The following is a 24,479-nucleotide window of genomic DNA, read 5'->3' on the forward strand; positions in this document are numbered from 1 at the left end:
CTGAATTTTGCTATGTCTCACAATACTACTTCTATTCCATATTCTATACTAGAACTCGCCAGTGTGGGTGCCGGTTCCTCTATTGAACAAACTTTTAAAGACAGCCTTGATCTTGCCCAAAAAGCTGAAGACATGGGCTATACACGGTTTTGGCTGGCAGAACACCACAACATGGTAAGTATAGCCAGTTCGGCAACTTCTGTGCTTATTGGCCATATCGCCGGAGGCACCAAAAAAATAAGAGTGGGCAGCGGCGGAATCATGTTGCCAAACCACTCTCCTCTTATAGTTTCTGAACAATTTGGAACGCTTGGCTCCCTTTACCCAAACAGGATTGATCTTGGCCTGGGAAGAGCCCCGGGTACAGATCAGGTCACCGCACATGCCATAAGGAGTGACCGGATGCAGGCGGTTTATAAATTCCCGGAAGAGATAAGCGAGATTCAGCAGTATTTTTCAGCAGAGAACGCCAAATCCCAGGTGCGCGCTGCAGTGGCCGAAGGAGTTGATGTTCCTATTTACGTACTGGGTTCGAGTACCGACAGTGCACACGTGGCCGCAGAAAAAGGCCTGCCTTATGCCTTTGCCAGCCATTTTGCGCCGGCACAACTTTTTGAAGCGCTGAATATCTATTATAACAAGTTTCAGCCTTCAAAATACCTCGATAAGCCTTACACTATTGCCTGCATTAATGTGATTGCAGCCGACACCGATGAAGAAGCCGAAAATATTTCGACTACCCTCATCAAAATGATGCTGGGCGTAATGACGGGAAATATAGATTATATGCAGCCTCCGGTCAAAATGAACAGCGAATTGAGAGACCTCGCCGCAAATCCTGCTTTCCAGAGAATGCTGAAATATGCCTTTATTGGAAGTAAAGAAACAGTGAAAGAGCAAACCTCAAAGTTCCTTAAAGAAACAGGAGTAAACGAAGTGATGGTCGCTTCTCACATTTTTGATCACAACGACAGGCTGAAGTCGTATAAGATCTTTTCTGAAATAATGAAAACACTGTGATTTTTTGCCCTTTTTGGAAGGTATAGCGGTGGAGTAAAGAAAATACTATTTGAAAAGCAGAATCCCTGCCGGTTAATTGTTATTTTTAATCATGCAATTACACGTTTATCAAATCAATGCTTTTACAAACGGACTTTTTAGTGGAAATCCGGCCTGTGTAGTACCTTTATCTGAGTGGCTTCCCGATGATCTCCTTCTGAAAATCGCTAGGGAAAATGCAGTTGCCGAAACGGCTTTTTTCGTAGATTTAGGCTATACCTTCCACCTTAGATGGTTTACCCCCGAAATGGAAATGGATCTTTGTGGTCATGCCACACTGGCTACTGCACATGCCTTAAAAGAAATCAGGAAATACCCGGGGCAAAGTATCATTTTTGAGACCTCTAACGGCACCCTTACGGTAAAGGTAACCGGTGATCTTTATGTGCTAGACCTCCCGGCAAGAAAACCTGCCTCCACCACCTTACCTCAGCTTCTCAAAGATTCCCTTAACATACAGCCACAGGAAATTCTGAAAGCTCGCGATTACGTTTTAGTTTACAACAGCGAACAGGAAGTAAAAGATATTAAGATTGATCGTGCTTACTTTGATCAACTCGAGTTGGGTACCGGTGGCGTCATTGTCACTGCAAAAGGCAGCCAGTGTGATTTTGTTTCCCGATTCTTCACCCCGAGAGCTTCGGTATTTGAAGATCCTGTGACGGGTTCTGCACATTGTTCCCTCACCCCCTACTGGAGTGAAGTACTTGGCAAAAATGAAATGACAGCCATGCAATTGTCTGAACGCGGTGGCCAACTCTTGTGCAGAGATAAAAAAGAAAGGGTTGAAGTCGCAGGGAAAGCACGGACTTATTTTGTGGGAAAACTATGGACTGAATAATAATTCGACCCCTTCTTTTTCTGCTGAAATTATTCCTGGATCTTAACTGGTTTTACCTGCCATATTCTATCACAGTAATCCTGAATAGAACGGTCTGAAGAGAATTTACCCATTCTGGCCACATTCAGAATAGATTTTTTAGTCCATTCTTCCTGATCGTTCCAAACTTTAAAAACTTCCTCTTTTTTAGCACAATACGAATCAAAATCCTTTAAAAGCTGATAAGGATCCTGTTGGAGTAAATTATGATAAAGAGGTTTAAACAGGTCTTTATCGCCATTCGCAAGTTCTCCCGACACCAAAAAGTCCAGAACCCTTTTTATTTTTTCATTTTCTTCATAATACTGATAAGGCCGGTAACCTTCACGCCTGGTTTGCTGTATCTCTTCGGTAGTTTGACCAAACAAAAAGAAATTCTCATCCCCCACTTCTTCCCGTATCTCTACATTTGCCCCATCAAGAGTTCCTATGGTTAACGCCCCGTTAAGCGCAAACTTCATATTTCCTGTACCCGAAGCTTCTTTACCTGCCATCGAGATCTGTTCCGAAAGATCGGCAGCGGGATAGACTCTCTGGGCCTGTTTGACATTGAAATTGGGCAGAAATACCACTTTAATAAGCTTGTTCACCTCTTCATCGTCATTCACAAGATCAGCCACAGCTGTGATAAGACGTATTATCAGTTTTGCAAGAAAGTAGCCGGGTGCTGCTTTTCCGGCAAAAATAAAAGTAGAAGGGGCTATATTTTCTGTTTTTCCATCTTTGATCCGCAGGTAGAGATCAATGATATGCAACACCATGAGGTGCTGCCTTTTGTACTCATGGATCCTTTTCACCTGCACATCAAAGAGCATATCAGGATCTACCTTCACCCCGGTTTGCTCTTCAATAAACCGGGTTAAAGCTGTTTTATTCTGAAGTTTTACATCTCTCCATCGCTGCTGAAACTTTTCGTCTTTGGCAAATTTCTCCAGTTCGCTAAGACTGCTGAGATTTGTTAGCCACCCGAAGCCGATTTTTTCTGAAATAAGATTGGCTAAACCTGGATTGCTCACTGCCACAAACCGGCGATGTGCCACCCCATTGGTAACATTAGTAAACTTACCGGGCCATAAATCGGCAAAATCATTCAGCACCTGTGACTTTAAAAGCCGGGAGTGCAGTTCAGAAACACCGTTCACTTTAAAACTTCCTACTGTTGCGAGGTGGGCCATTCTCACTGAAGGCTCTCCCTGCTCATCTATAAGAGACATACGGGCAATTTGGTCACCACTATAACCCTTATCTCTCAATTCTTCCAAAAAGCGACTATTGATCTCGTAAATGATCTCCAGGTGCCGTGGCAGTATTCTTCCGAGGAGGGAAACCGTCCACTTTTCAAGAGCCTCGGGCAGCAGGGTGTGATTTGTATAAGCAAAGGTTTGCCGGGTGATGTTCCAGGCCTCATCCCATTCCATCTCATGCTCATCTACCAACAAACGCATAAGCTCGGCCACCGCAATTGACGGGTGGGTATCATTAAGCTGAATCGCGAACTTCTCGTGAAAGTTCTTTAATTCCCTACCCTGGGTGGTGTGAAGGTGGATCATATCCTGTAAGGAACAAGACACAAAGAAATATTGCTGCTTAAGCCTCAATTCCTTTCCCGAAAGATTTTCATCGTTTGGGTAAAGTACTTTGGTAATATTCTCAGAACGCAGCTTCTTCTCTACCGCCCGGTAATAATCACCCATGTTGTAGACAGAAAAATCAAAGGATTCTACAGCTTCAGCCTTCCAAAGACGCATGATGATACCGTTACTTTGATATCCTAAAATGGGGGTATCGTAGGCAGTACCTTTGATCTCAGAGTCGTGTAACCAGTCTACTTCATACCGGTTCTGTCCATTGGTACGGTGCTCTGTTCTGCCGCCAAATTTTACTACATAAGAAATTTCGGGACGCACTATTTCCCAGGGATTGCCGCTATGAAGCCACTTATCTGTAGTTTCCATTTGCCAGCCTTCCCTGATCTCCTGTTTAAAAATTCCGAATTCATACCTAATGCCGTACCCAATAGAAGGTATTGCAAGGGTTGCCAGGGAATCCATAAAGCAGGATGCAAGCCTGCCCAGGCCGCCATTACCCAATCCGGGTTCGCCTTCCTGATCCAGGATCTCATCAAGGTCAAGATCGAGTTCGGCTAAAGCCTCTTTTGTTTCCTCTACGATTTGAAGGTTGAGTAAGTTATTTCCTAGGTGAGGTCCCGGCAGATATTCGGCCGATAAATAAGCAACGCCGCGCGCATCTTGTTGTGTGAACTCTTCGGTTGACCTTACAAACTTCCGCAGCGCCCTGTCACGTATGGTTAGGGCCATAGCAGTATAAAGGTCGTTAGGAGTTGTTAAGGCAGGTACTCTTCCAAGATGGTAGAAAAGTTTATGCAAAAAGTCCTTTTTTATGTCTTCTTTACTCAGGCCAACATCACTGGCTCCGGCACCTATTGACTCAAAATAACTCTCTATAGATCTATTGTGTTTTTTCATAGCTGCTTTTTCCAAAAAATAAGAAAAAATTGAAATATGCTGACACAATAAACTAAGTTATAAGATAACTTTAGGACTTTTCAGCTGAAACCATCTCTGCTGATCCTGAAATTTCTTCTGAAGAAAAGGCTGTCAAAAATGACATTTTCGACAGGTAATGAATTTACTCCTGCGCCATAAAGAGTCGTTTTTCCTTGATCATCTCTGTGGTCTTTGGCGGTAACATCTCTTCCCAGCCCGGTTCCCCGTCTACAATCATTTGATGTACTTCCCTCGAATAAATATCGAGGATTTCAGGATCATAGTCTGTAATATCCACAACCCTGCCGTTGTCTTTGAAGAACTTGAACAACTCCTTCATTCGTGGATGCACTTTAAGGTTGTTACTGGTGATGATCTCACCTGTTTCGGGATCTTTTAACGGGTGCAGGTAGATCTTTAGATCCCGGAAGAACAATTTTCCGAAGGCCTCCAGAATTCCCCCGCTAAGGTGCCGGTAGTATTTTTCGTCAAACAGTGCCAAAAATATATTTATTCCCATGGTAAGCCCCATTCTTTCGGCTGTGTACTGAGAGAAATACTCCACAACTTTATAGTACTCCTGGAAGTTTGAGATCATTACCATTTGCCCCAAAGATCCCAGCAGATCGGCCCGATCGAGAAAATCCTTTTCATCGATATCTCCTTCAGACCTAAGATTAGAAAGTGTGATTTCAAAAATGACTTCGGTCTTTTCCTCACTCACCTTTTTTTCATTCAGAAACAATTTGAGGGATTGTTCAAACATGTTCATATTCACTTTGGTAACAGGCCTGAAACTACCTCTAAGGGTGAGGATATTCTTTTTGTAAAGTTCATTGGCCGGAAGTACGTTGTTTCCGGTTGAAGCGAACATCACCGCCTGGGTCATCCCATTCTTTACCAGCTGCAGGCTCATAAGGCGGTTGTCTACATCTTTAAAAACAGGCCCTGTAAAATTGATCATGTCAATCTCTACCTGATCATTGTTGAGATGATCATATAAATGTTGCAAAAGCACTTTGGGGTTATCATACTGATAAAAGGCCCCGTAGATCAAATTTGTACCCATAGTGCCCAGGGTAATTTGCTGCAGCCCGGCATTATTCTCATGAAACTGAACATGAATAATGATCTCACTGAATTCTTCTTCTGGCTTAGTCTGAAATCTAATCCCCAACCAGCCGTGGCCTTTATATTTCTTGGCAAAATCTATAGTAGCAACTGTATTGGCATAACTAAAGAAGAGTTTATCGGGATGTTTTTCCCTCAAAATTCTTTGTTCAAGAAGATCGGTTTCATACCTAAGCATGCTTTTTAATCTTGCCTCGGTCACATAGCGCGCATCAGATTCAATACCGTAGATGGCGTCGCTAAAATCTTTATCATAGGCACTCATGGTCTTCGCAATGGTACCCGATGCTCCTCCTGCTCTAAAAAAATTACGCACAGTCTCCTGCCCCGCACCAATTTCGGCAAAGGTGCCGTAGATATTTTCATTGAGGTTTACGCGCAGCGCTTTATTCATTATCGAGGGAAGAGGATCGAACTCTAAATCTTCTACATCTCTGGATTTCATATCAAAAATTACTTTTGATTTTAATTTAGGAATTAAATCTGGTAAAAGTGAATTTTTGACAAGCTTATTTAAGAATAGAAGTAAATGATGCTGAATTTCTTAAGATTTTGCCAGGGCTATAAGTTGGAATGCCTGCAAAAGAAGTGAACTTTAGTTTTATCGGGAACCAATTTCTAAGAATCCGGTTTTATTATCAAATACTGGCCCTAACTAATTAAAAGTCCTGTATTTCAACAACTTATATAAAATAAACATCTATTTTCATCAAAGATTGTTGTATATTTCCAGTTACTTTAAAATTTACTTTCCCAAATTATCCAATGCCTACTTATAAAATAAACCATATCAATTATTATGGTTTATTACAGCTTCAGTTTTTGTTGCCAAAAGCAATTAAATTAAAGTCTTTAAGAATATTGATAAATCAATTTAACAGGCAAAGCAATGATAAACTTGATTATTAGATCTTATATATGGTTTACTGCTTTGCTCTTGTATATGAGTGCCCTTCCCCAAAGTCTCCAAACCACAAAAGGCGAAAAAAGGGTTTCTGAATTAAATGTTTCCCAAAATCTCTCCCCTAATGAAGTTGCTGCATTAAGTAGAACTTACCAGGACAAGGCACTATGGTTTAAACAAATGCCCCACTTTAACCGGGACAGTACGGTTTTTTATTTTGATAAGGCCGCGCAACTACTCCAGAACAGCAAACCTCTACAATATGAACGTTTGGCTAATTTATATCGTGATATTACAGACAGAGCTAATAGGTCGCACAATTTTAATGTGGTAGATTCTCTGGCACCTATAGGTTGGTCTTATTATGAAAATATTCCGGAAAGCAAGAAAGATAAAGTGCTGGGATATGACCTGTTAATCAATTGGGCCTTAATAAAAATTATAAGAGGAGAACCAAAAGAGGGACTGGAGCTTTTCGTGAAAGCATTGAACCTCCTGGAGAATGATAAACGGCCTGAAATTCAGCTTAAAATATTGAAAGATAAAGGCAGATTCCTTTCTCAATATGGTTTACCAGAAGAGCAGGAAAAAGCTTTTCAATATTTAAGGAAGAGCATGATAGGATATCAAACCTCAATTTATCCTGAAAGAAATGAGGCCCTTGCTGTTGCCTATAAACTTTTATCCTACCATTATTCCGAATCCAATCTTGATTCAAGTGACTATTACGTACAGAAAATGGGAAAGCTCTTGCCTGAGGTAGGCAATCCCTTTCATCACACCTGGTACTACTATTCAATGGGCAACAACCTCATTAGGAGGGAAAAATATGAAGAAGCAAAAGATTATTTAAACAAGACCATCCGGTTATTAGAAGAATATAATCTCACTACCATTGATGTTTACCAATTTGCACATTCCCGGATAGGAGACATATACATGGCTGAAGGCAATTATAATGAAGCAATTGCCTATTATGAAAAAGCCAGAAATTCATCGATAGCAATTAATACAAAAGCAAATACCGCATATTTTCTCAACAAATTATATAGTGCCCATGAACAGAAGGGCGATTACAAAAAAGCTCTTGAATACTACATCGCATGGTCTGAGGCTAATGATATCATTGAAGTAGAAAGAAACGAAAGGAGTCTTCGTGAGAATGAATTACAGGAAGACATTATAGACCAGGCAGAACTGCTAAGTGCTAAACAACAACAACAAACTATTTATCTTACTATCCTGCTTATTGCGGCTTTAGTACTGGGGCTATTATATCATAACTTCAGACTTAAAAAAAGCCGCAATAAGCGGCTAAAAGCACTAAATGATGAGTTGGCCCATAAAAATGTACTGTTGGATAAACGTAATGCAGAGAACGAGCTGCTCCTAAAAGAAATACACCATCGCGTAAAGAATAATCTGGAAATGGTAAAAGGCCTAATCTCCCTGCAGTCAGCTCAAATAGAAGACCCTGCCACTAAGGAAGCCATGATTGCCAGTCAAAACCGGGTGCAGTCTATGGGGATCATTCATCAAAAATTATATCAGGGAACAAATCTTGGTAGTATTGAAATGAAAGATTACTTCATAAACCTGAGTGAAGGAATCCTGGATTCCTTTAATGCTGAAGACCGCATCAAAATTGAATGTGCAATGGACAACCTCGAACTGGATGTTGATACTGCCGTTCCTATTGGCTTAATTGTCAATGAGCTGCTTACCAACGCACTCAAATATGCCTTTCCACAAGATCAACGGGGGGTTATTAATATTAGTCTTGAAAAGGACAGCAATTATAATTTGAAGCTCGAAGTGAGAGATAACGGGATAGGTAAGACTGCAGGAGTTGCTCCTAAAGGCACCGGATTTGGTTCACAATTAATACAATTACTTACGCGGCAACTAAATGGCAAAATGCAGGAATATAGTGATTTGGGAACCCGGGTAGCGTTTGATTTTAGTATTCAGAAAAGTGCATAATGAGCGAAAAAATCAAATTATTGATCGTGGAAGATGAAATGGTCATCGCCGCAAATATTTCTCTCCAACTTAGCGAGCTGGGGTATGAGGTGATGGGGATTATACCACGCGGGGAGGAAGCGCTTATACATGTAAACGATAACCCGCCCGATATCATTTTGATGGACATAAATTTAAAAGGCCATTTAGACGGCATAGCAACTGCCCGTCTTATACAAAAGAAGCAGGATATTCCAGTGATCTACCTCACCGCCAATGTTGATGATGCCCACTTTAACAGTGCTAAAGATACCCACCCCTACGGCTTTATTGCAAAACCATTTAAGAAGCTGGATCTCCAGCGGGCTATTGAATTGACTATAAGCCAGACAATTTGCAAAAGTGAAGAAAGTAAAAATCCAGTATATCAAAGAGATGAAAGTTTTGTTTTGAGCGATTGCATCTTTGTACGGCATTTGAATTCAATGGTTAAAGTGTGCATTGAGGACATTCTTTTTATTGAAGCCGAACGCAACTACTGCCGCATCTTTACAAAAAACAAAGAGTATTTAGTGGTAATTACCCTAAAGGAAATGAATAAAAAACTTCCCTCAAAGCATTTCCTTCGGGTTCACCGCTCCTATATCATCAATATCTCCCAGGTCAAGGAAGTAGCCACCAGCCATATAGTTATAGGCAGAAAAGTTATTCCTGTTAGTAAACCTTCAAAAGAGGAGCTGCTTAAGCGGCTACAAACCATATAATCCCTTCGTTTATTAATCTTCCCTTTTCGGACAGCAATTTGATGCCTTAGTCCTACATCGATTTCCATTACCCATGATAATCAGTTACTTAAGGCTATTAAAACTGATTATTAATCCTTAAACAAAAAATCATGAGAACAATTAAAATTTTTATTGCAATAGCTCTTATTGCAACAATGGGAATGGATGTGCTGTTTGCACAGAATGGAGGAAGTGAAATTCTGCATACTACAGAAATCACAGTTAAACAGGGACACAATTCCCGGTTTATAGAAGGGGTGAAAAAATGGAAAGATTGTTATCTCAAACATAATGGGAAGGAGAAATGGAGTATGTGGTTCAGGCAGCAGGGAGAAGGAAGGGTTTATATCATGACTGGCAGAAATTCAAGTTGGGCGGAAATGGAAAAAAAAGATAAGGTAGATAACGAATGCTACATAGCCCTGTTAAATCATATTCTGCCTCACATCGAAAAAGTAAATACCAGAGTAGCCAGCACACTACCAGAGGTTAGCAGAAGTACTCCCGAGAACATAAAGTATATATGGGTAACCTACTACAAAGTACATAATGAAAGTACTTTTAAAAAAGTTATAAGTGAGGTGACTAATGCTATAAAGGAGAAGGAAGGTTTGCCCCGTGGCCTTTGGTTCAATTTTCAACTAGGAGCACCCGATACACCAAATTTCATGGTGGTTGAACCTTATATGGGATACGCTGACATTGACATCAAAAAAGATAGTCCGGCAAAAATTTACACAGATGCGGTAGGAGAAGAAAAAGCAAGTGAATTATGGAATTTATGGTTTGATACGATTAAGCAAAGATGGTCCTATATCTATAAACTGAATCCTGAAATGAGCAACTAAGAGTAAAATAAAGAAGCATTTTAGAACCTAAAATAAGCTCAGGCCGAAATTATTTACTCCTTTAGATCATACGAATTTTTGGAAGCATTAGTCTATTTTCAAAATTTGATTAAACCTGAAATCAAGTTTTGATTAATGAAAGAGTGGATTTTTATATGAGATTTTAAATTGAACTTTACATACTAATTCCTCTGAGGCTAGCCTCAGAGGAATTAGTATGATAAACACTGCTATCCTGCTTCTAAACTTATATAAAATTGCGCATGTTAACTTTCTGAATTGATTGATGAAAGCGCCTCTAAATTAAGGTAAAAGAGAGATAGAAAAACCGAAATATTTTACCTTTCTACAGCCACTTTATAGGTGGGATCTTCAAGAATATTTACCTCTATGATCTCATCGGCATTTCTTAGAAGTTGCCGGCAGTCCCGACTCAAATACCTAAGATGCAGTTTTTTACCCTGTTTCAGGTAACGTTCGGTAAGCTTGTTTAAAGCTTCAATCCCCGACATATCTACCACCCGGCTTTCAGAAAAATCGATAATCACTTCCTCAGGATCTCCAAGCACATCAAATTTCTCATTGAAAGCTGCCACACTTCCGAAGAAAAGCGGTCCGTAAATCTCGTAGTGTTTCACGCCTTTATCGTCCATATATTTACGGGCACGGATTCTTTTTGCATTGTCCCATGCAAAGACCAGGGCCGAAATAATTACTCCCACCAGCACTGCCAGTGCGAGGTTGTGAAGTACTACTGTCACAAAAGTTACCAGCACCATTACCAGCACATCACTCTTTGGCATTCTGCGGAAAGTCCTCAAACTTGCCCACTCAAAAGTACCTATCGAAACCATAATCATTACGCCGGTAAGCGCTGCCATAGGAAGAAGTTCAATAACATCTGCGGCAAACATCACAAAAACAAGGAGCATTACCGCTGCAATAATTCCTGAAAGTCGTGCTCTTGCACCCGAAGAAACGTTGATAAGGCTTTGACCAATCATGGCGCAACCTCCCATTCCAGAAAAGAAGCCCGATAAAATATTGGCAGTACCCTGGGCCACACACTCTTTATTTCCACGGCCGCGGGTTTCGGTGATCTCATCAACAATGTTAAGGGTCAACAGGCTTTCAATAAGTCCTACCCCAGCCATTATTGCTGCATAAGGAAAAATAAGAACGATAGCCTCCCATGTAAACGGCACCATTGGAATGTGAAACGGTGGGAACCCTCCTTTTATCGATGCAATATCTCCCACGGTTTTGGTGTCAATTCCCAGAAGTGCCACAATACCAAAAATTGCCAGAATTGCGGCAAGCGAAGATGGAAATACCTTTGTAAGTTTAGGTAATCCCCAGATGATAACCATGGTAAGCAGTACTAGTGCCAGCAAGATGTACAAACTTTCGCCAGTCATCCAAACAAGTTCTCCTGCTTCGTTAACTGTCTTGAACTGGTCTAACTGAGAGGTGAAGATGATAATGGCCAGGCCATTCACAAACCCGAATATCACCGAATGTGGCACCATCCTTATGAGTTTTCCAAGCTTTAGAACTCCTGCCAGGATTTGCAGGATTCCGGCTAAGACTACGGTAGCAAAAACATATTCTACACCGTGCGATACGGCCAGAGCAGCAATTACAACGGCAACTGCTCCTGTGGCACCAGAAATCATTCCGGGGCGACCACCCAAAATAGAAGTTACCAGCCCCATAACAAAAGCTGCGTAAAGCCCTGTTAAAGGAGAAAGTCCGGCTATCATCGCAAAGGCAACAGCTTCGGGGATAAGCGCGAGTGCTACAGTGAGACCCGCAAGAATTTCAATTTTGTAATCTACTTTTTGTGAAAAATCAAACAGGTTGAAGATCTTTTTCATCTAAATATTGTCAAAAGAATTAATAATAGAAAGTAACTCCCCATGTGAAAAAGGGAGGAAAGTGAGAAGGAAAATTATCTCAGGGCGGAGTAACCGGTGAAACGGATATTTGTTTTGTGCTCGTCATAAGAGGCGGCAAAAATATACTTTTCCGGGTACTAACAAAAATTAATAGAAAAAGATTGAGGCATTAAAATACCTATAAGGTTTTCGGAAGGGGAAAAAATACTAAATATAAAATATGAGTTCGTGTTTTAGTGAAATCTACTGAAAACCAGTTCCTAAAGTTTAAGCTGAATTATGCTAAGGTTCCAAAAATGGCATTTTCACAATCCTTTTTTAAAACCTGAAATTTGCTCCACAGCAATAAAAAAATTCCTGATAAACTCAGGAAAAGAAAACTGCTTTTCTGAAATTATCAGGAAAAATTATAAAACCCTAAACTAGAAAAGGCTTTTAGCCAGAAATTTTCATCAGGCTACCCTTACGTCGGCAGGATTGAATGTGTAAAGAAGTTTATAGTATTCATCTACAGATTTCTTCCAGGTAAATCGCATTCTACGCGCGTTGAGGCCTATCTGTTTCCACACAGTCTTATCATTTTCAAAGAAATAAAGAGCTTCTTTAAAACTTTCTACCATGTTATAGACTTTTTCATCGTAGGTTTTGCCATCAAAGGCGAAACCTGTGTGCACATGCTGTACCGTATCTTTAAGTCCGCCGGTATGGTGCACCAGGCAGGGCTGCCCGTTTCTCATGGCAAGCATTTGGCTGATCCCGCAAGGCTCAAAAAGGCTTGGCATAAAATAAAGATCAGAATCTCTATAGATAGAATTCACCACCTGCTCGCACTGGGCATTGATGAAAATGAAATTCTTTCTTTTATAGCTTATATCCCGCAACAGCTGCTCATAATCGGCCGCACCAGTACCAAGAAGTACATAAATGCCATTGACTTCTTCCAGCCTGTCAAGAATTTCCAAAAGAGCTTCGGGAGAGCGCTTAAAGAAATAGAACTTTTGTTCAGTAAGCCTCGCCACACTGGCACTTATAAAGTTTGGTTTTTTCTTCAGAAAAGGAACGATCTTCTCTCCTGTATGTGCCAAAAAAGCTGCTTTTTCCCTATCCTGTTCCTTCTGAAGTTGTTTGAAGATGGCAGTAGCAATATTGGGGAACAACCGGTTTTTTTTCACCAGGGTTTCAGGACGATAATCTGATCCATTGAGAATACCGTGAAAACGACCTTCGCGGTCGGCCTGTCTCAAATCATTTTCTAGCCCTTCACCTCCAATAAATTCGGGAGCAGCGCTGGGCAAAAGCACATCCTGCTTGTAGGAAGGTGAAACGGTATGTACAGCATCGGCATATCTTATTCCAATAGCCATAAGGTTAAAACAATCGGCATATCTTGGATCTTTCAAAGCTTCACGATCTATTTCGAGTTGCGGAAACCAGTTTTGCAGGGAAGAATAATTATTTTCAAACGGCCGAATTCCCTGTAATGCCAGGTTGTGTATACAGTAAACAAACCTGTTCTTCTTAAGACAGGAATACTGCGGATGATAATTTTTAAGAAACAACAACAAACTGGAATGCCAGTCGTGCAGGTGCACAATATCAAGCTTTCCGAAGTGCTTTTGTTTAATTGCTTCGGCTACCGCTGTACAAAAGATGGTATATTTAATAACGTCACTGTAAAATGGCTCAAAGGGATCATGATGGTAAATGCCACCCAGGTTTCCCATTTCTATTTCGGGGTGGTGAATTACATAGTGGCTAATGTTCTTATCTTCTTCTTTGGCCGGCACCTCATAGAGTTGTGCGGTATAAGATATTCCGCGTAAATTTAACTGAAGTGAAGCCTTAAAAGTTCCACTTTTGTGGAGCCTGGAATAAGATGGAACCACAACGTGCACCCGATCTCCACGCTCTGAAATCTGTTTTGGAACGTCGCGAATAACATCTCCTACCCCTCCTACTTTACAGTTAGCAATGGCATCATTCTCTGAAGCAACAAAAAGAAAATTATTCATATATAGCGCTCTTAAATACTTGGGTAATTTGATCTGAACGAAAGTAAATCTTAAACCCTAAGTACCAGCATATCAAAAGGTTAAATTAGTATTAAAAAATTGTTGCTTCAATCGTTTTAGTTGTAATTAATTCGTGTGATACGTCAAAATGAATTTTAGATCACGTCATATTTCTCTCAGAATCAATAAAAAGGAATTATTTAGGTGCGTCCCAAATTTTTATTAATGCACCTTCCCTTCCTTCTATGGGGTCAAACTTCGGAATTGGCACTTTTGCAATATTTTCATCTGCCTTTGGGCGTTCCTCTTTCTTCCCCAGGTTCATGTCGTGCGACCTTCCTTCGGGATAGGCACCCACTACTGCAAAACCATCGCTACCAAGATTCTTATGAGCTACCCCGGCAGGAATTATAATTACATCTCCGGCAAACACCTTCAGTTTTTGCCCTTTTTCACCACCCAGTTGCAGCAAAGCTTCACCCGAGTACACTCCCAGAACTTCATGAGTATTGCTATGGTAATGGTGATAATCAAAAACTCCGTTTCTCCACGAATTCATCCAGTTGTTTTCAGCAAATTTCTTTTCAAGCCATTGTGCCGCTTCATCTCCTCTTGCTGAAAAAATACCTTTATATATAATGACAGGAAGTTGATTATTTGGAATTTCCCCGTCATCTTTAAAATGATATGTTTCGGTCTTCATAAGTATTCTTTTTATCTATTTAAAAGGTAACAAAATTTGAAGAAATTCCTATAACGTTTTCGCAATCACAATCACCTTATAAATTCGGCCATTATTCTGAAAAAGCCTGTAAATAAAGGCAGCAAAGGAAATTTTTGTCGGCCAAAAAGGCTAGAAATCGTTAACAATTTCCTAAATTGGGAGTTCAAATAGAGTACTCAAAAACCCTATGAAAATGAACAATACCCCTAATACGAAAGTATTTACTAAAATTGAGCAGGACATGCAATTTCTTACCGATTGCTTCCAGCAGGTCCTCAAGGATTTGGGAGAGCATGAACTTGCCAGCTTATTGACCAGACATGAGGATCTCAAGGATGCTTTTTCCAGTAATCTTGCGCTCGAAGAAAAGCAGATCCAGGTGCTTAGCATCTATCTCCAACTCATGAACCTGGTAGAAGAAAATGCCGCAGTACAATACCGCCGAAAACTAACCGACAGCAACGGGATGGAATCTATTCGCGGTTCCTGGAGCGAGACCTTTCAACGCTGGAAGTCCCAGGGCCTTAGTGAACATCAAATGCAGGAGATCATCACCAAGGTGAAATTAATTCCGGTTCTTACGGCACATCCTACAGAAACTAAAAGGATTTCCATTCTTGAGCTGCACAGGGAAATATACCTCAACCTCATAAAACTGGAAAACACTTCCTATTCTTTTACCGAAAGGAGCATTATAGCCCAGGATATTAAAACCCTTCTGGAAAGATGGTGGCGCACCGGCGAGGTGTACCTCAAAAAGCCCACTGTAGAAATGGAAAGAAGTAATGTAATGCACTACTTCAGCAAAGTTTTTCCACAGGTATTAAAAAAGAGTGATATTCAGCTTAAGCAAAGCTGGAGCAACATGGGCTTTAATCCTGAAACGCTTCGCTTTCCCGGGCTGCAATTTGGAACCTGGGTAGGTGGAGACCGTGATGGCCATCCTTATGTGACCGCCTCTGTTACAAAATCTACCCTGACAGAACACCGTAAATCGGCTCTTCTCCTGGTGCACGAGCAACTGGAGCATCTCGCCGCAGGCATGAGTTTCTCAGGGATTAGCAATAAAGCTTCCAAACCCTTACAGCAAGCCATTGAAGAAATGGCTCAAAGCCTGGCAGAAGAAGGCAGCAAAGCACTTGAACGAAATCCGCACGAACCATGGCGGCAATTTGTGAGCCTTATTGCTCTAAAGCTGGAGCATACCAGGGTAGATGATGACCTTAAAAACAGCTACAGGCGCCCCGAAGACCTTATGGAAGACCTGGAACTGCTTAAAGCCAGCCTCCTCGAAATTGGTGCAAAACGCATTGTTGATGATTTGCTATTCCCCGTGCAGCGCATGGTAGAATGCTTTGGTTTTCACCTCGCAAGACTCGATATAAGACAAAACAGCGAATTTCACGATAAGGCAATGGAACAGATGCTGCGGGTGGCATTTCCTAATCTTACCGATTACCGCAGCTGGACTGAAGAAGAACGTATAAAATTCATTTCTGAAGAACTACAGCACGAGCGGCCGTTTGCTATTACAGGACGGTCTTTTGGTCCAGAAGCAGACCAGGTGCTGGACAGCTATAAAGTGGTGAAGAAACATACCGATAAATACGGGCCGCACGGCGTGGGCTCTTTTATTGTAAGTATGACGCGGCAGTTGAGCGACCTTCTGGTAGTTTACCTGTTCTTTAGGGAAGTTGGTATCGACAGGAAGACCTTCCAGGTGGTTCCGTTATTTGAGACCATAGATGACCTTAAAGCTTCCGGAGAAATTTTGGAAAGCTTCCTCACCCATCCGGCTTATTCTAACCATAGTGAAAGTCCGCAGGAAGTAATGCTGGGGTATAGTGACAGTAACAAAGACGGAGGTATCATTGCCAGCCGATGGAATATTTATCGTGCTGAGAAAACCCTTACCGAAACGGCAGACAGGCTTGGTAAAGAACTAAGGTTCTTCCATGGTATTGGAGGAACAATAAGCAGGGGTGGCGGAAAATATCACCGTTTCCTTGAAAGTATGCCCTCAGGAAGTATGAGCGGGGAAATGAAACTCACAGTACAGGGAGAAACCATCGCACAGCAGTTCGCCAATTTGCTTACAGCAACCTACAACCTTGAAATGTTGTTGTCTGGATCTGCGCTGCAAACAGGCAACAGGATGTACCCGGCCAAAAAGAAGAATTATCCAATTGATGCTTTGAGGCAGCTGGCCGAATATTCCAAAGAGAGATATCAGGAGCTTATCGCCCACCCGGCATTCCTCAATTTTTATGGGGAGGCTACTCCAATAGATGTATTGGAATTGAGCAAAATTGGTTCCCGCCCTGCAAGACGTACCGGTACAAGAACGCTCAATGACTTACGGGCAATCCCGTGGGTGTTTAGCTGGAACCAGTCCAGATTCAATATTACCGGCTGGTTTGGAATTGGCTATGCCCTGCAAAGATTGAAATCTGAAAATCCAGATTACTACCGGCAGCTAAGAGAAGTTTCACAGGAGTGGCCTTTCCTGAGGTACATATTGATACAGGTAGAAACTAACATTATGAACGCCGAACCCGAAGTGATGGAAGCTTATGCCTCTCTTGTAAAAGATGAGCGCGTAAGAACCGAGCTCACCGAAACTATTAAGGTTGAACATTCTAATGGCCTGCAGGAGATTGAAGCCATGTTTGACCGAAGCAGGCAACAAAGAAGACAAAGCCTCTTAGATAACCTTAACCGCCGTAATGATGCTTTAATTTCCCTTCACCGCCTGCAAATAAAGAATCTGGAGGAATGGAGAAAAACAAAAGGAAGCACAAAAGATGATAAACTCGTAACGCATTTGTTACAGATTACCACTGCACTTGCCAGCGGATTGAAAAATACCGGTTGATTTCTTCTGAAGTAATTCCCTTCTAAAGAAGCATATAAGGCTGTCTCTAAAGTTATTGAACCTCATCCCAAATTATAAAAGGGTGCGTAAAATGACTTTTTAGACAGCCTTTTTTCTTACCTCTCTTTTACTGAAATGATCTTTACCGGGCAGGCTTTTGCAGCTGCCTCGCAAGGTTCCTGAATAGAATGATCTGCAGATTTCAGGGTATGGAAACCTTTGCGGTCATTCGACTTCAGCAGGACGCTTTTTCCATCTTTTTTGGACATCTGGAATTGCCCCGGCGCAAGTTCTACACAGTAATTGCAGCCAATGCACTTATTCCGTTGCAGGGTGACTATAACCATTAAGCTTCCACCATTTTATAGAGCTTATCTGAAAGCCTCACCCTAAACGGAACCTTAATGGTACAGCTGTCGCCTTTTCCGGCTTTTTCTGAAAGCAGGTCGTTCACAAACATTTCTTCCAGCTCAAATTCCTGCGCACCGGTACTTGGCCCCGTAACCAGTATTTTGTCTCCTTTTTTAATATCGTAAGCTTCAATTTTGAACTCGGCAATTCCGGCTTTTGGAAAGTAATGAACTCCCTTGCCCACATACACTTTCTTTTGTGTAGCCTGTGAACCTGTAGTTTTGCTCCATTCCCCCATTTTTTGGCCCAGGTAATACCCGCTCCAAAATCCGCGGTTGTACACAGTACTTAGCCGCTCCATCCAATCTGCCACCTTTTCTTCGGAAAAAGTATTATCATTCAACGAATCTATGGCTTCACGATAAGCTTTTGTCACTGTAGCCACATATTCCGGAGCCCGGCCACGGCCTTCAATCTTGAGAATCTGCACCCCAGAATCTTTCACTTCATCCAAAAAGTTGATAGTACACAAGTCTTTTGGAGACATCATATATTCATTATCGATCTCAACTTCAAAACCCGATTCCTGATCGATAACCGTGTATTTCTTCCGGCAGTTTTGTTTACAGGCGCCGCGATTGGCCGAAGAGTTATGCGAATGCAGGCTCAAATAACACTTCCCCGAAACAGCCATACATAATGCACCATGCCCAAAGATCTCCACCTTTACGAGTTCCCCGGAAGGGCCTTTAATTTGCTCTTTTTGGATCTCTTCGGTGATCTTCTTAACCTGTCTCAAACTCAGTTCCCGCGAAAGCACCATAGTTTCAGCAAAAAGGCTGTAAAACTGAACAGTTTCAATGTTAGTGATGTTGAGTTGCGTTGAAATATGCACATCAATACCCATACTTCGAGCCGAAGAGATCACTGCCTGGTCACTGGCAATCACGGCCGTAATTCCCGCCGATTTTGCTGCGGAAAGCAGGTTTTTAATCAGGGAAAGGTCATGATCATAAACAATGGTATTTAAGGTAAGATAGCTGCGCACGCCTTTCTCTTCACATCTTTTCACGATCTCGGGTAGATCGTCCATGGTGAAATTTATAGAAGCCCTGGCCCTCATGTTGAGTTGATCTACGCCAAAATAAATAGCATCTGCACCGTTATCTAAAGCAGCCTGAAGGGATTCAAAATTTCCCGCAGGTGCCATTAATTCCATTTTTCCTGAATTCTTGTTCATGAGCTTTCTCCAATAAATAGTAGCCGCAGCAGATTGTTCCACCCGGCAGAATTATGTGGCAAAGAAAATGTCATTTTTGAAAAGAAAATATGATTCTGGTCATCTTATTCCGGGGAGAAATAATATCTCATAAAATAGTTGAACGGGCATACCTGATTGCCTATTAAATCAATAGGAAGCGTTGTTGGAGAGACTATAACCTAATTGTTAAAAACAATATAGATTATATTTGTATTATCTTATTCCCGATTGTCCCTGAAGAAATTCAAACTATCGGGTTTCGTTTTTTATAATCATTTCTACTCTACTCAATAGGTTCCTGCCAAAATCTACTAAAGAATGCCCTGATTTGTTGCTTTACGCATTCACAACATGTTGATCTTTATACGAAAGGGTTTCACAGTCTTTTTTAGCTAAGGCTAAATCTCTTACCTTTACAAAAAGGTATTTTTATGAGTCAGTTTTACAATTTCACCGCAAAAGATTTACAGGCTAATGATGTTTTCATGGAACAGTATAAAGGAAAAGTGGTACTGATAGTAAATACTGCTTCAGAATGCGGCTTTACCCCGCAATTTGAAGGTCTTGAAGCGCTCTATAAGAATTACCGGGACCAAGGGCTCAAAATTCTTGGCTTTCCCTGCAATCAATTCGGAAAACAGGAACCGGGTGACGAAAAATCGATTGCTGAAGGCTGTGTGGTGAATTACGGGGTCACCTTCCCGATGTTCTCTAAAATAGAGGTGAACGGCGACAATGCACATCCTCTTTTCAAGTACCTCAAGAAAGAACTCGGAAGCATTTTAGGCAGCAAGATCAAATGGAACTTCACAAAATTCCTGATTGACCGCGATGGCAAACCTGTCAAAAGATTTGCGCCCACCACAAAACCCTCGGGCCTGGAAAAAGACATCAAAAAATTGCTCTAATCTCAGCCTTTGCTTTTTAGGGTTTGAATCTTAAACCAGTTAGCGTGAGAGCATAAAATACGAGGGGTCAAAAATGGCATTTTTGACCCCTCTTATGTTTACCTGACTCTTTAAAACCATGGAACTGCATGACGAAATCTTCTGAATAAATTCTTCATGTGACCTGGGTCATAAATCAGGACAATTTTATCCGTTTTCTTTGCTGAAAATTAATGGATCATGAGCGCAAGCACAGAAATTTCAGCATTACCAAAGGGGCATCCCGTTACTATATATTCCGAAGAAAAAGAATTGATACAGAAGTTAGGTCAGGAGCTAATGGACACAAGTTCCGAAGCCGAAGATCAGAAATTCTACAATATATTTAATCAGCTTCAGCAGATAGAGCGTCGTTTTGAACGCAAAGAAAATCAGCTTTTCCCTGTACTTGAGCAAAAAGGCTGGACAGGCCCTTCCAAAAATATGTGGTCATTTCACGATACCATTCGGGAGCAATTCCGGCTGCTTAGAAAAAAGATTGAAGCCAGGGAATTTGCTGAAGTTTCCCGGGATGCGCAGTATCTGGTAAGCAGTATTTTCAGGCTCCTGCTGGTTGAAGAAAATGTGCTTTTCCCGAACGCTCTCAGCTTACTTACCGAAGAAGACTGGAAAAACGTGAGGAAAGGTGAAGAAGAAATTGGATGGATGCTTCCCTCCCATCCTCCAAAATATCCTGAAACAGAGGAAGAGGAATACATTCACCCCTCACAGGACCATACCAAAAGGGAACTTTCTTTTGATACTGAAAACGCCTCCCATTATGACGAGGGCTATATGACCGTAGACCAGGTGAACCTGCTGTTAAAGACCATGCCTCTCGATCTTACTTATGTTGATGAAAATGATAAAGTGATCTTTTATAATCGTGGTGAAGAACGTGTATTTCCGCGAAGCGCCGGAATTATAGGCAGGGAAGTAAAATTTTGCCACCCTCCAAAAAGTGTAGGTACGGTATTAAAAATTCTGGAAGAGTTTAAAAAAGGGAATAAAAATGAAGCCTCCTTCTGGATAAACTTTAAAGGCAGGCTAATTTACATTAGGTACTTTGCGGTACGTGACGCTCAAAAAACATATCGAGGGGTTATTGAAATGTCTCAGGATATCACCGATATTAAAAAAATTGATGGCGAGCAAAGATTGCTGGACTGGAATTAATAGGGCTGAATAACAATATTTTAAGAATTTCCATGAAGGCTTTATGCATTTTTTAAGTTAGCTTTACAGTCATAACTTAGAAACAATTATGGAATACTTTCTTACTGGTATTGCCGGAATAGTTATTTTATTACTTATCCTCCTACTGATAAATAACCGAAAGCAGCGATTGAAGATTAGAAAAAATATTAAAGAAATTAACAATCTCCAGACTGGATCCAGAGATTATCAAAACTTCTTTGAATAATTTTAAAGCAGTTTTTTTTAACTGCTTCTTAACTATCTATTTTTTTTTGAAATCTTCATTCATAGGATACCCTGATTACTAAAAATCTATTTATTACAGCATTTTAAGACTGTAACTTATTCCTCTTTTCCCGAAAGTTGGCAGGGGGCTTTACTTCTTTTTGTTATCTTTAAGTTCTTCATTTTCAAAACATGAGTTATGAAATCTTTCCTGTTCATTCTATCCCTGCTTTTCACATCCATTTTAAATGCGCAGACAAAAGTGCTGCCGGCAGAGATCCAGATAAAGACTGCAACGCTTGCAGCACCCGAAGAACTTCGTGACGGTGCAATGGTCTATGGCTTTAATGAACAGGGAGAAATGATCGTTTTACGTGAGGGCACAAATCACCTGGTATGCCTGGCCGATGACCCAGCTCAAAAAGGAATTAATGTGTCTTGTTATTCCAACAAACTGGAACCATTTATGGCCCGCGGCAGGGAACTTGCTGCCCAGGGAACAGGGGAAATGGAAAAGCGGGAAACAAGAAAAAGAGAAGCTGAAGCCGGTTCCCTGTCTTTAACCGATTCCCCGGCAATGACCACGATCCTTACCGGTAGTGAAGAAAACTACAATGCGGCAACCGGAGAGCTCACCGACGGGCACTTCAGGTATGTGATCTATATTCCCTATGCCACAGCCGAATCTACAGGACTACCCGAAAAACCATTCGCCCCGGGTATGCCCTGGATCATGGATCCCGGTACCCATCGCGCTCATATCATGATCACTCCGCCAAAAAATTAGTTCAAGGTTTAAGGTTTAAGGTCTACAGAATACCAACTACAGACTATAAACTACAGACTATAAACTACAGACCTTCTGCTTCCTGTAAAGTTTTGAGCAGCTCTTTGGCCAATTCCCTGAACCTGTAGTTTGGGTGAGTGGTGGCATCTTTGAGGTTGGCTAAACTCTGCTCATCAAAAGCATTTAACTGGTACAGGAAACCAAACGCTCTTTCCCGCACCTGGAAACGGGAATGAGGAGCCGTATAACTTCTCAGTTCTTCAATATATTTGTTTTTAGAAGCCATTTCAAATCCCGGAGTAGCGAGGGCCAGCGTTAGCCAAAGGGTCCTGATGTTCTTGTCAAGAAAGCCTTCTGTATTTGCCATTTTTCGCAGGTAAGCCGCTCTGTCTTCGGGAAAAGACATCCACAGGTTGTAGAGCGCCATTTCCTGGGTGAGGTAAGACGCATCATTCAGCAGAGATTCATATTCCGGTTTTAGTTGCTGTGGCACGTTTTGTAATGTAAAAGCTATGGCCTGCCTGGTATAAAGATTTCCGCTTGAAAATGCCTTTTTATAAAGGTCACTTACCAGCGTAGTATCTTCCAGAGCCAGCTGCAGTACCGCTTCCTGCCCCAGATAATCGTTTACCGGAAAACTGAGTACCTGCAGTAACAAATTCCTTTTTTCTGAAACAGGTAGTGGTTTGACCGCAGCCAATGCAAGGTACTTCTGAATAAAAGGAGATTTTCTCAAAGATTCCAGCGCCTGTGTTCCCTGGAAAGCCGATTGCTTCAGCCAGTCATTTACAAAACCCGAAAGGTCCTGCCCACTGGCAGCTTCCATTTCATCTATGAGATCTTGAGTGGTGGCGGTTGAATATTTATGCTTTTCAAGAAAATTCTTTACCCCCGTGTCAAAAGCAGTCTTTCCTATTTTCTCGTTCAAAATGTGCAAAGCCCACGCCCCTTTCTGGTAATATGTAAGAGAACTGCCATTTTTGGCAGCTACGGCTTCCCCCTTGCCCCTGTCACTTAATTCCTTTAGCTCTTCAGCGGTTTTAAAGAGTTTCCGGTAATAGTAGTCTTCCCCAAAAATTTCCTTTTCGGCAAGTAAAGCATAATAGGTCGCAAAACCTTCCTGCAGCCAGTGATCTTCATGAAAAGCAGCCGTTACAAGATTTCCAAACCATTGATGGGCCAGCTCATGAGCATTCACATTCACATAATTCTGGTCGTGATAGCCTATAGAATCTACAAGAAAAATGTCTGAAAAAATGGTTGTACCGGTGTTCTCCATTCCGGAGTATAAAAAATCACGGACAGGAACCTGTTTATAATTCTGCCATGGATATGCCACGCCGGTTTCCCTCTGAAAAAAATCCATCATAAAACCGGTATGCCTGTAGGTGGGCTCCACCCTCTCTTCCATGCCTTCGGGATAATAAAAGATCATGGGAATATCATTTTCAATATGCCTCACCTCTTTAAAATCTCCAGCTGCCATCGCAACAAGATAGCTGCTCATTGGGTTCATCATATCAAATTCCCAGCGCGTAAGCGTGTCATTGATCTTTTCTGAAGCCACTAAACTTCCATTAGAGATCAGCATTTTCCCGGAAGGATAGATGTACGTGAGGTCAAATTCCAGTTTTTCTGAAGTATCATCAAAGCTTGGTAACCAGTTAGAAGTGTATTTTCCCTGGCCCTGCGTCCATACCTGGTAATCCTGCTGCCCTGCTGCTTCGGGTTTCTTCGAAATAAAATAAAGGGTTTGACCGGGTGTAGCCGAATACTTCAGCTGAAGTTGCTGATCTTGTGCGGGAGAAAAATTTCCGGTGATCCAGAATTTATTTTGATCACTTCCGAAGTTAACTTTCTTACCATTCAGAAGCACATCCGAAAATGCCATTTTTCGGGCATCAATAAAGATAGAATCTACAGCCTCTAAAATGTCAAATTTGAAAAGAATTTTCCCTGAAACTGCCTTTTTTGAGGGGTAAATACTTATTTCGGCATTTAGATGTTTGAAATCTACAGCCGCCGACTGTTGTGCGTAGGTCGCAGTGCTAATTACTATCGCCAGAACAAGAAAAAAGGAGCTTTTCATTGTTCAAATATACACTACCTGCTCAAACCTGTAAAAACTTACCTTCCTAAAAGGCTTT

At 41.4% G+C, this 24,479-nt stretch carries 17 protein-coding genes; 9 read left to right on the forward strand and 8 right to left on the reverse strand.

What is annotated here, in order from left to right:
* The first annotated feature begins 12 nt into the window (after positions 1-12).
* Positions 13-1,020 (forward strand): LLM class flavin-dependent oxidoreductase, encoded by a 1,008-nt coding sequence (locus VS868_RS16000; protein WP_266068923.1) that lies wholly within the window; start codon positions 13-15, stop codon positions 1,018-1,020.
* 91 nt (positions 1,021-1,111) lie between these two features.
* Complete coding sequence (locus tag VS868_RS16005; RefSeq protein ID WP_266068922.1) at positions 1,112-1,900, forward strand: PhzF family phenazine biosynthesis protein; 789 nt, start codon at positions 1,112-1,114, stop codon at positions 1,898-1,900.
* Positions 1,901-1,929: 29 nt separating this feature from the next.
* Here VS868_RS16005 and VS868_RS16010 read toward each other — a convergent pair whose 3' ends face one another.
* Both VS868_RS16010 and VS868_RS16015 read right to left on the reverse strand, forming a co-directional pair.
* Complete coding sequence (locus tag VS868_RS16010; RefSeq protein WP_345598696.1) at positions 1,930-4,425, reverse strand: glycogen/starch/alpha-glucan phosphorylase; 2,496 nt, start codon at positions 4,423-4,425, stop codon at positions 1,930-1,932.
* A gap of 163 nt (positions 4,426-4,588) precedes the next feature.
* Positions 4,589-6,022 (reverse strand): TonB-dependent receptor, encoded by a 1,434-nt coding sequence (locus tag VS868_RS16015; RefSeq protein ID WP_345598697.1) that lies wholly within the window; start codon positions 6,020-6,022, stop codon positions 4,589-4,591.
* A 444-nt stretch (positions 6,023-6,466) separates the two neighbouring features.
* Here VS868_RS16015 and VS868_RS16020 point away from each other — a divergent pair, with 444 nt between their 5' ends.
* The 3 genes from VS868_RS16020 to VS868_RS16030 all read left to right on the forward strand — a co-directional run bounded on the left by VS868_RS16020 (position 6,467) and on the right by VS868_RS16030 (position 10,076).
* Positions 6,467-8,464 carry a histidine kinase dimerization/phosphoacceptor domain -containing protein gene (locus tag VS868_RS16020; protein WP_345598698.1) on the forward strand — a complete coding sequence of 666 codons (1,998 nt, stop codon included), beginning with the start codon at positions 6,467-6,469 and terminating at the stop codon, positions 8,462-8,464.
* Positions 8,464-9,207: a LytTR family transcriptional regulator DNA-binding domain-containing protein gene (locus VS868_RS16025; protein ID WP_345598699.1), complete on the forward strand. Its 744-nt coding sequence runs from the start codon at positions 8,464-8,466 to the stop codon at positions 9,205-9,207. Before VS868_RS16020 ends, VS868_RS16025 begins: the two co-directional genes overlap by 1 nt.
* Before the next feature lie 131 nt (positions 9,208-9,338).
* On the forward strand, positions 9,339-10,076 hold the full coding sequence (locus tag VS868_RS16030) for a hypothetical protein (RefSeq protein ID WP_345598700.1): 738 nt from the start codon (positions 9,339-9,341) through the stop codon (positions 10,074-10,076).
* 338 nt (positions 10,077-10,414) lie between these two features.
* Here VS868_RS16030 and VS868_RS16035 read toward each other — a convergent pair whose 3' ends face one another.
* The 3 genes from VS868_RS16035 to VS868_RS16045 form a co-directional block, all read right to left on the reverse strand.
* On the reverse strand, positions 10,415-11,953 hold the full coding sequence (locus VS868_RS16035; RefSeq protein ID WP_345598701.1) for a SulP family inorganic anion transporter: 1,539 nt from the start codon (positions 11,951-11,953) through the stop codon (positions 10,415-10,417).
* A gap of 473 nt (positions 11,954-12,426) precedes the next feature.
* On the reverse strand, positions 12,427-13,986 hold the full coding sequence (locus tag VS868_RS16040) for a glycogen/starch synthase (protein ID WP_345598702.1): 1,560 nt from the start codon (positions 13,984-13,986) through the stop codon (positions 12,427-12,429).
* Positions 13,987-14,182: 196 nt separating this feature from the next.
* On the reverse strand, positions 14,183-14,689 hold the full coding sequence (locus VS868_RS16045) for a cupin domain-containing protein (protein WP_345598703.1): 507 nt from the start codon (positions 14,687-14,689) through the stop codon (positions 14,183-14,185).
* Positions 14,690-14,903: 214 nt separating this feature from the next.
* On the opposite strand from VS868_RS16045, the gene VS868_RS16050 reads away from it, so the two are divergent.
* Entirely contained in the window at positions 14,904-17,585 is a 2,682-nt protein-coding gene (locus tag VS868_RS16050) for a phosphoenolpyruvate carboxylase (protein WP_345598704.1), read from the forward strand.
* Between the two features lie 116 nt (positions 17,586-17,701).
* On the opposite strand, the gene VS868_RS16055 is transcribed toward VS868_RS16050, so the two are convergent.
* Both VS868_RS16055 and VS868_RS16060 read right to left on the reverse strand, forming a co-directional pair.
* The gene (locus VS868_RS16055) at positions 17,702-17,932 is read right to left on the reverse strand and encodes a ferredoxin (protein ID WP_266068912.1); all 231 of its coding nucleotides are present in this window, start codon (positions 17,930-17,932) and stop codon (positions 17,702-17,704) included.
* Entirely contained in the window at positions 17,932-19,176 is a 1,245-nt protein-coding gene (locus tag VS868_RS16060; RefSeq protein ID WP_345599850.1) for a peptidase U32 family protein, read from the reverse strand. Before VS868_RS16060 ends, VS868_RS16055 begins: the two co-directional genes overlap by 1 nt.
* A 452-nt stretch (positions 19,177-19,628) precedes the next feature.
* Here VS868_RS16060 and VS868_RS16065 point away from each other — a divergent pair, with 452 nt between their 5' ends.
* The 3 genes from VS868_RS16065 to VS868_RS16075 all read left to right on the forward strand — a co-directional run bounded on the left by VS868_RS16065 (position 19,629) and on the right by VS868_RS16075 (position 22,332).
* Positions 19,629-20,105, forward strand: a complete 477-nt coding sequence (locus tag VS868_RS16065) for a glutathione peroxidase (protein ID WP_345598705.1) — start codon at positions 19,629-19,631, stop codon at positions 20,103-20,105.
* A gap of 219 nt (positions 20,106-20,324) precedes the next feature.
* Positions 20,325-21,299 (forward strand): PAS domain-containing protein, encoded by a 975-nt coding sequence (locus VS868_RS16070; protein WP_345598706.1) that lies wholly within the window; start codon positions 20,325-20,327, stop codon positions 21,297-21,299.
* Positions 21,300-21,744: 445 nt separating this feature from the next.
* A complete protein-coding gene (locus tag VS868_RS16075) occupies positions 21,745-22,332 on the forward strand; it encodes a hypothetical protein (protein WP_345598707.1) in 588 nt (195 codons plus the stop codon).
* 64 nt (positions 22,333-22,396) lie between these two features.
* Here the strand turns inward: VS868_RS16075 and VS868_RS16080 are convergent, their stop codons facing one another.
* A complete protein-coding gene (locus tag VS868_RS16080) occupies positions 22,397-24,421 on the reverse strand; it encodes a M1 family metallopeptidase (RefSeq protein WP_345598708.1) in 2,025 nt (674 codons plus the stop codon).
* Positions 24,422-24,479 lie beyond the last annotated feature (58 nt).

It is taken from the genome of Salinimicrobium sp. 3283s (assembly GCF_039602225.1).
Classification (GTDB): Bacteria; Bacteroidota; Bacteroidia; order Flavobacteriales; family Flavobacteriaceae; genus Salinimicrobium; species Salinimicrobium profundisediminis.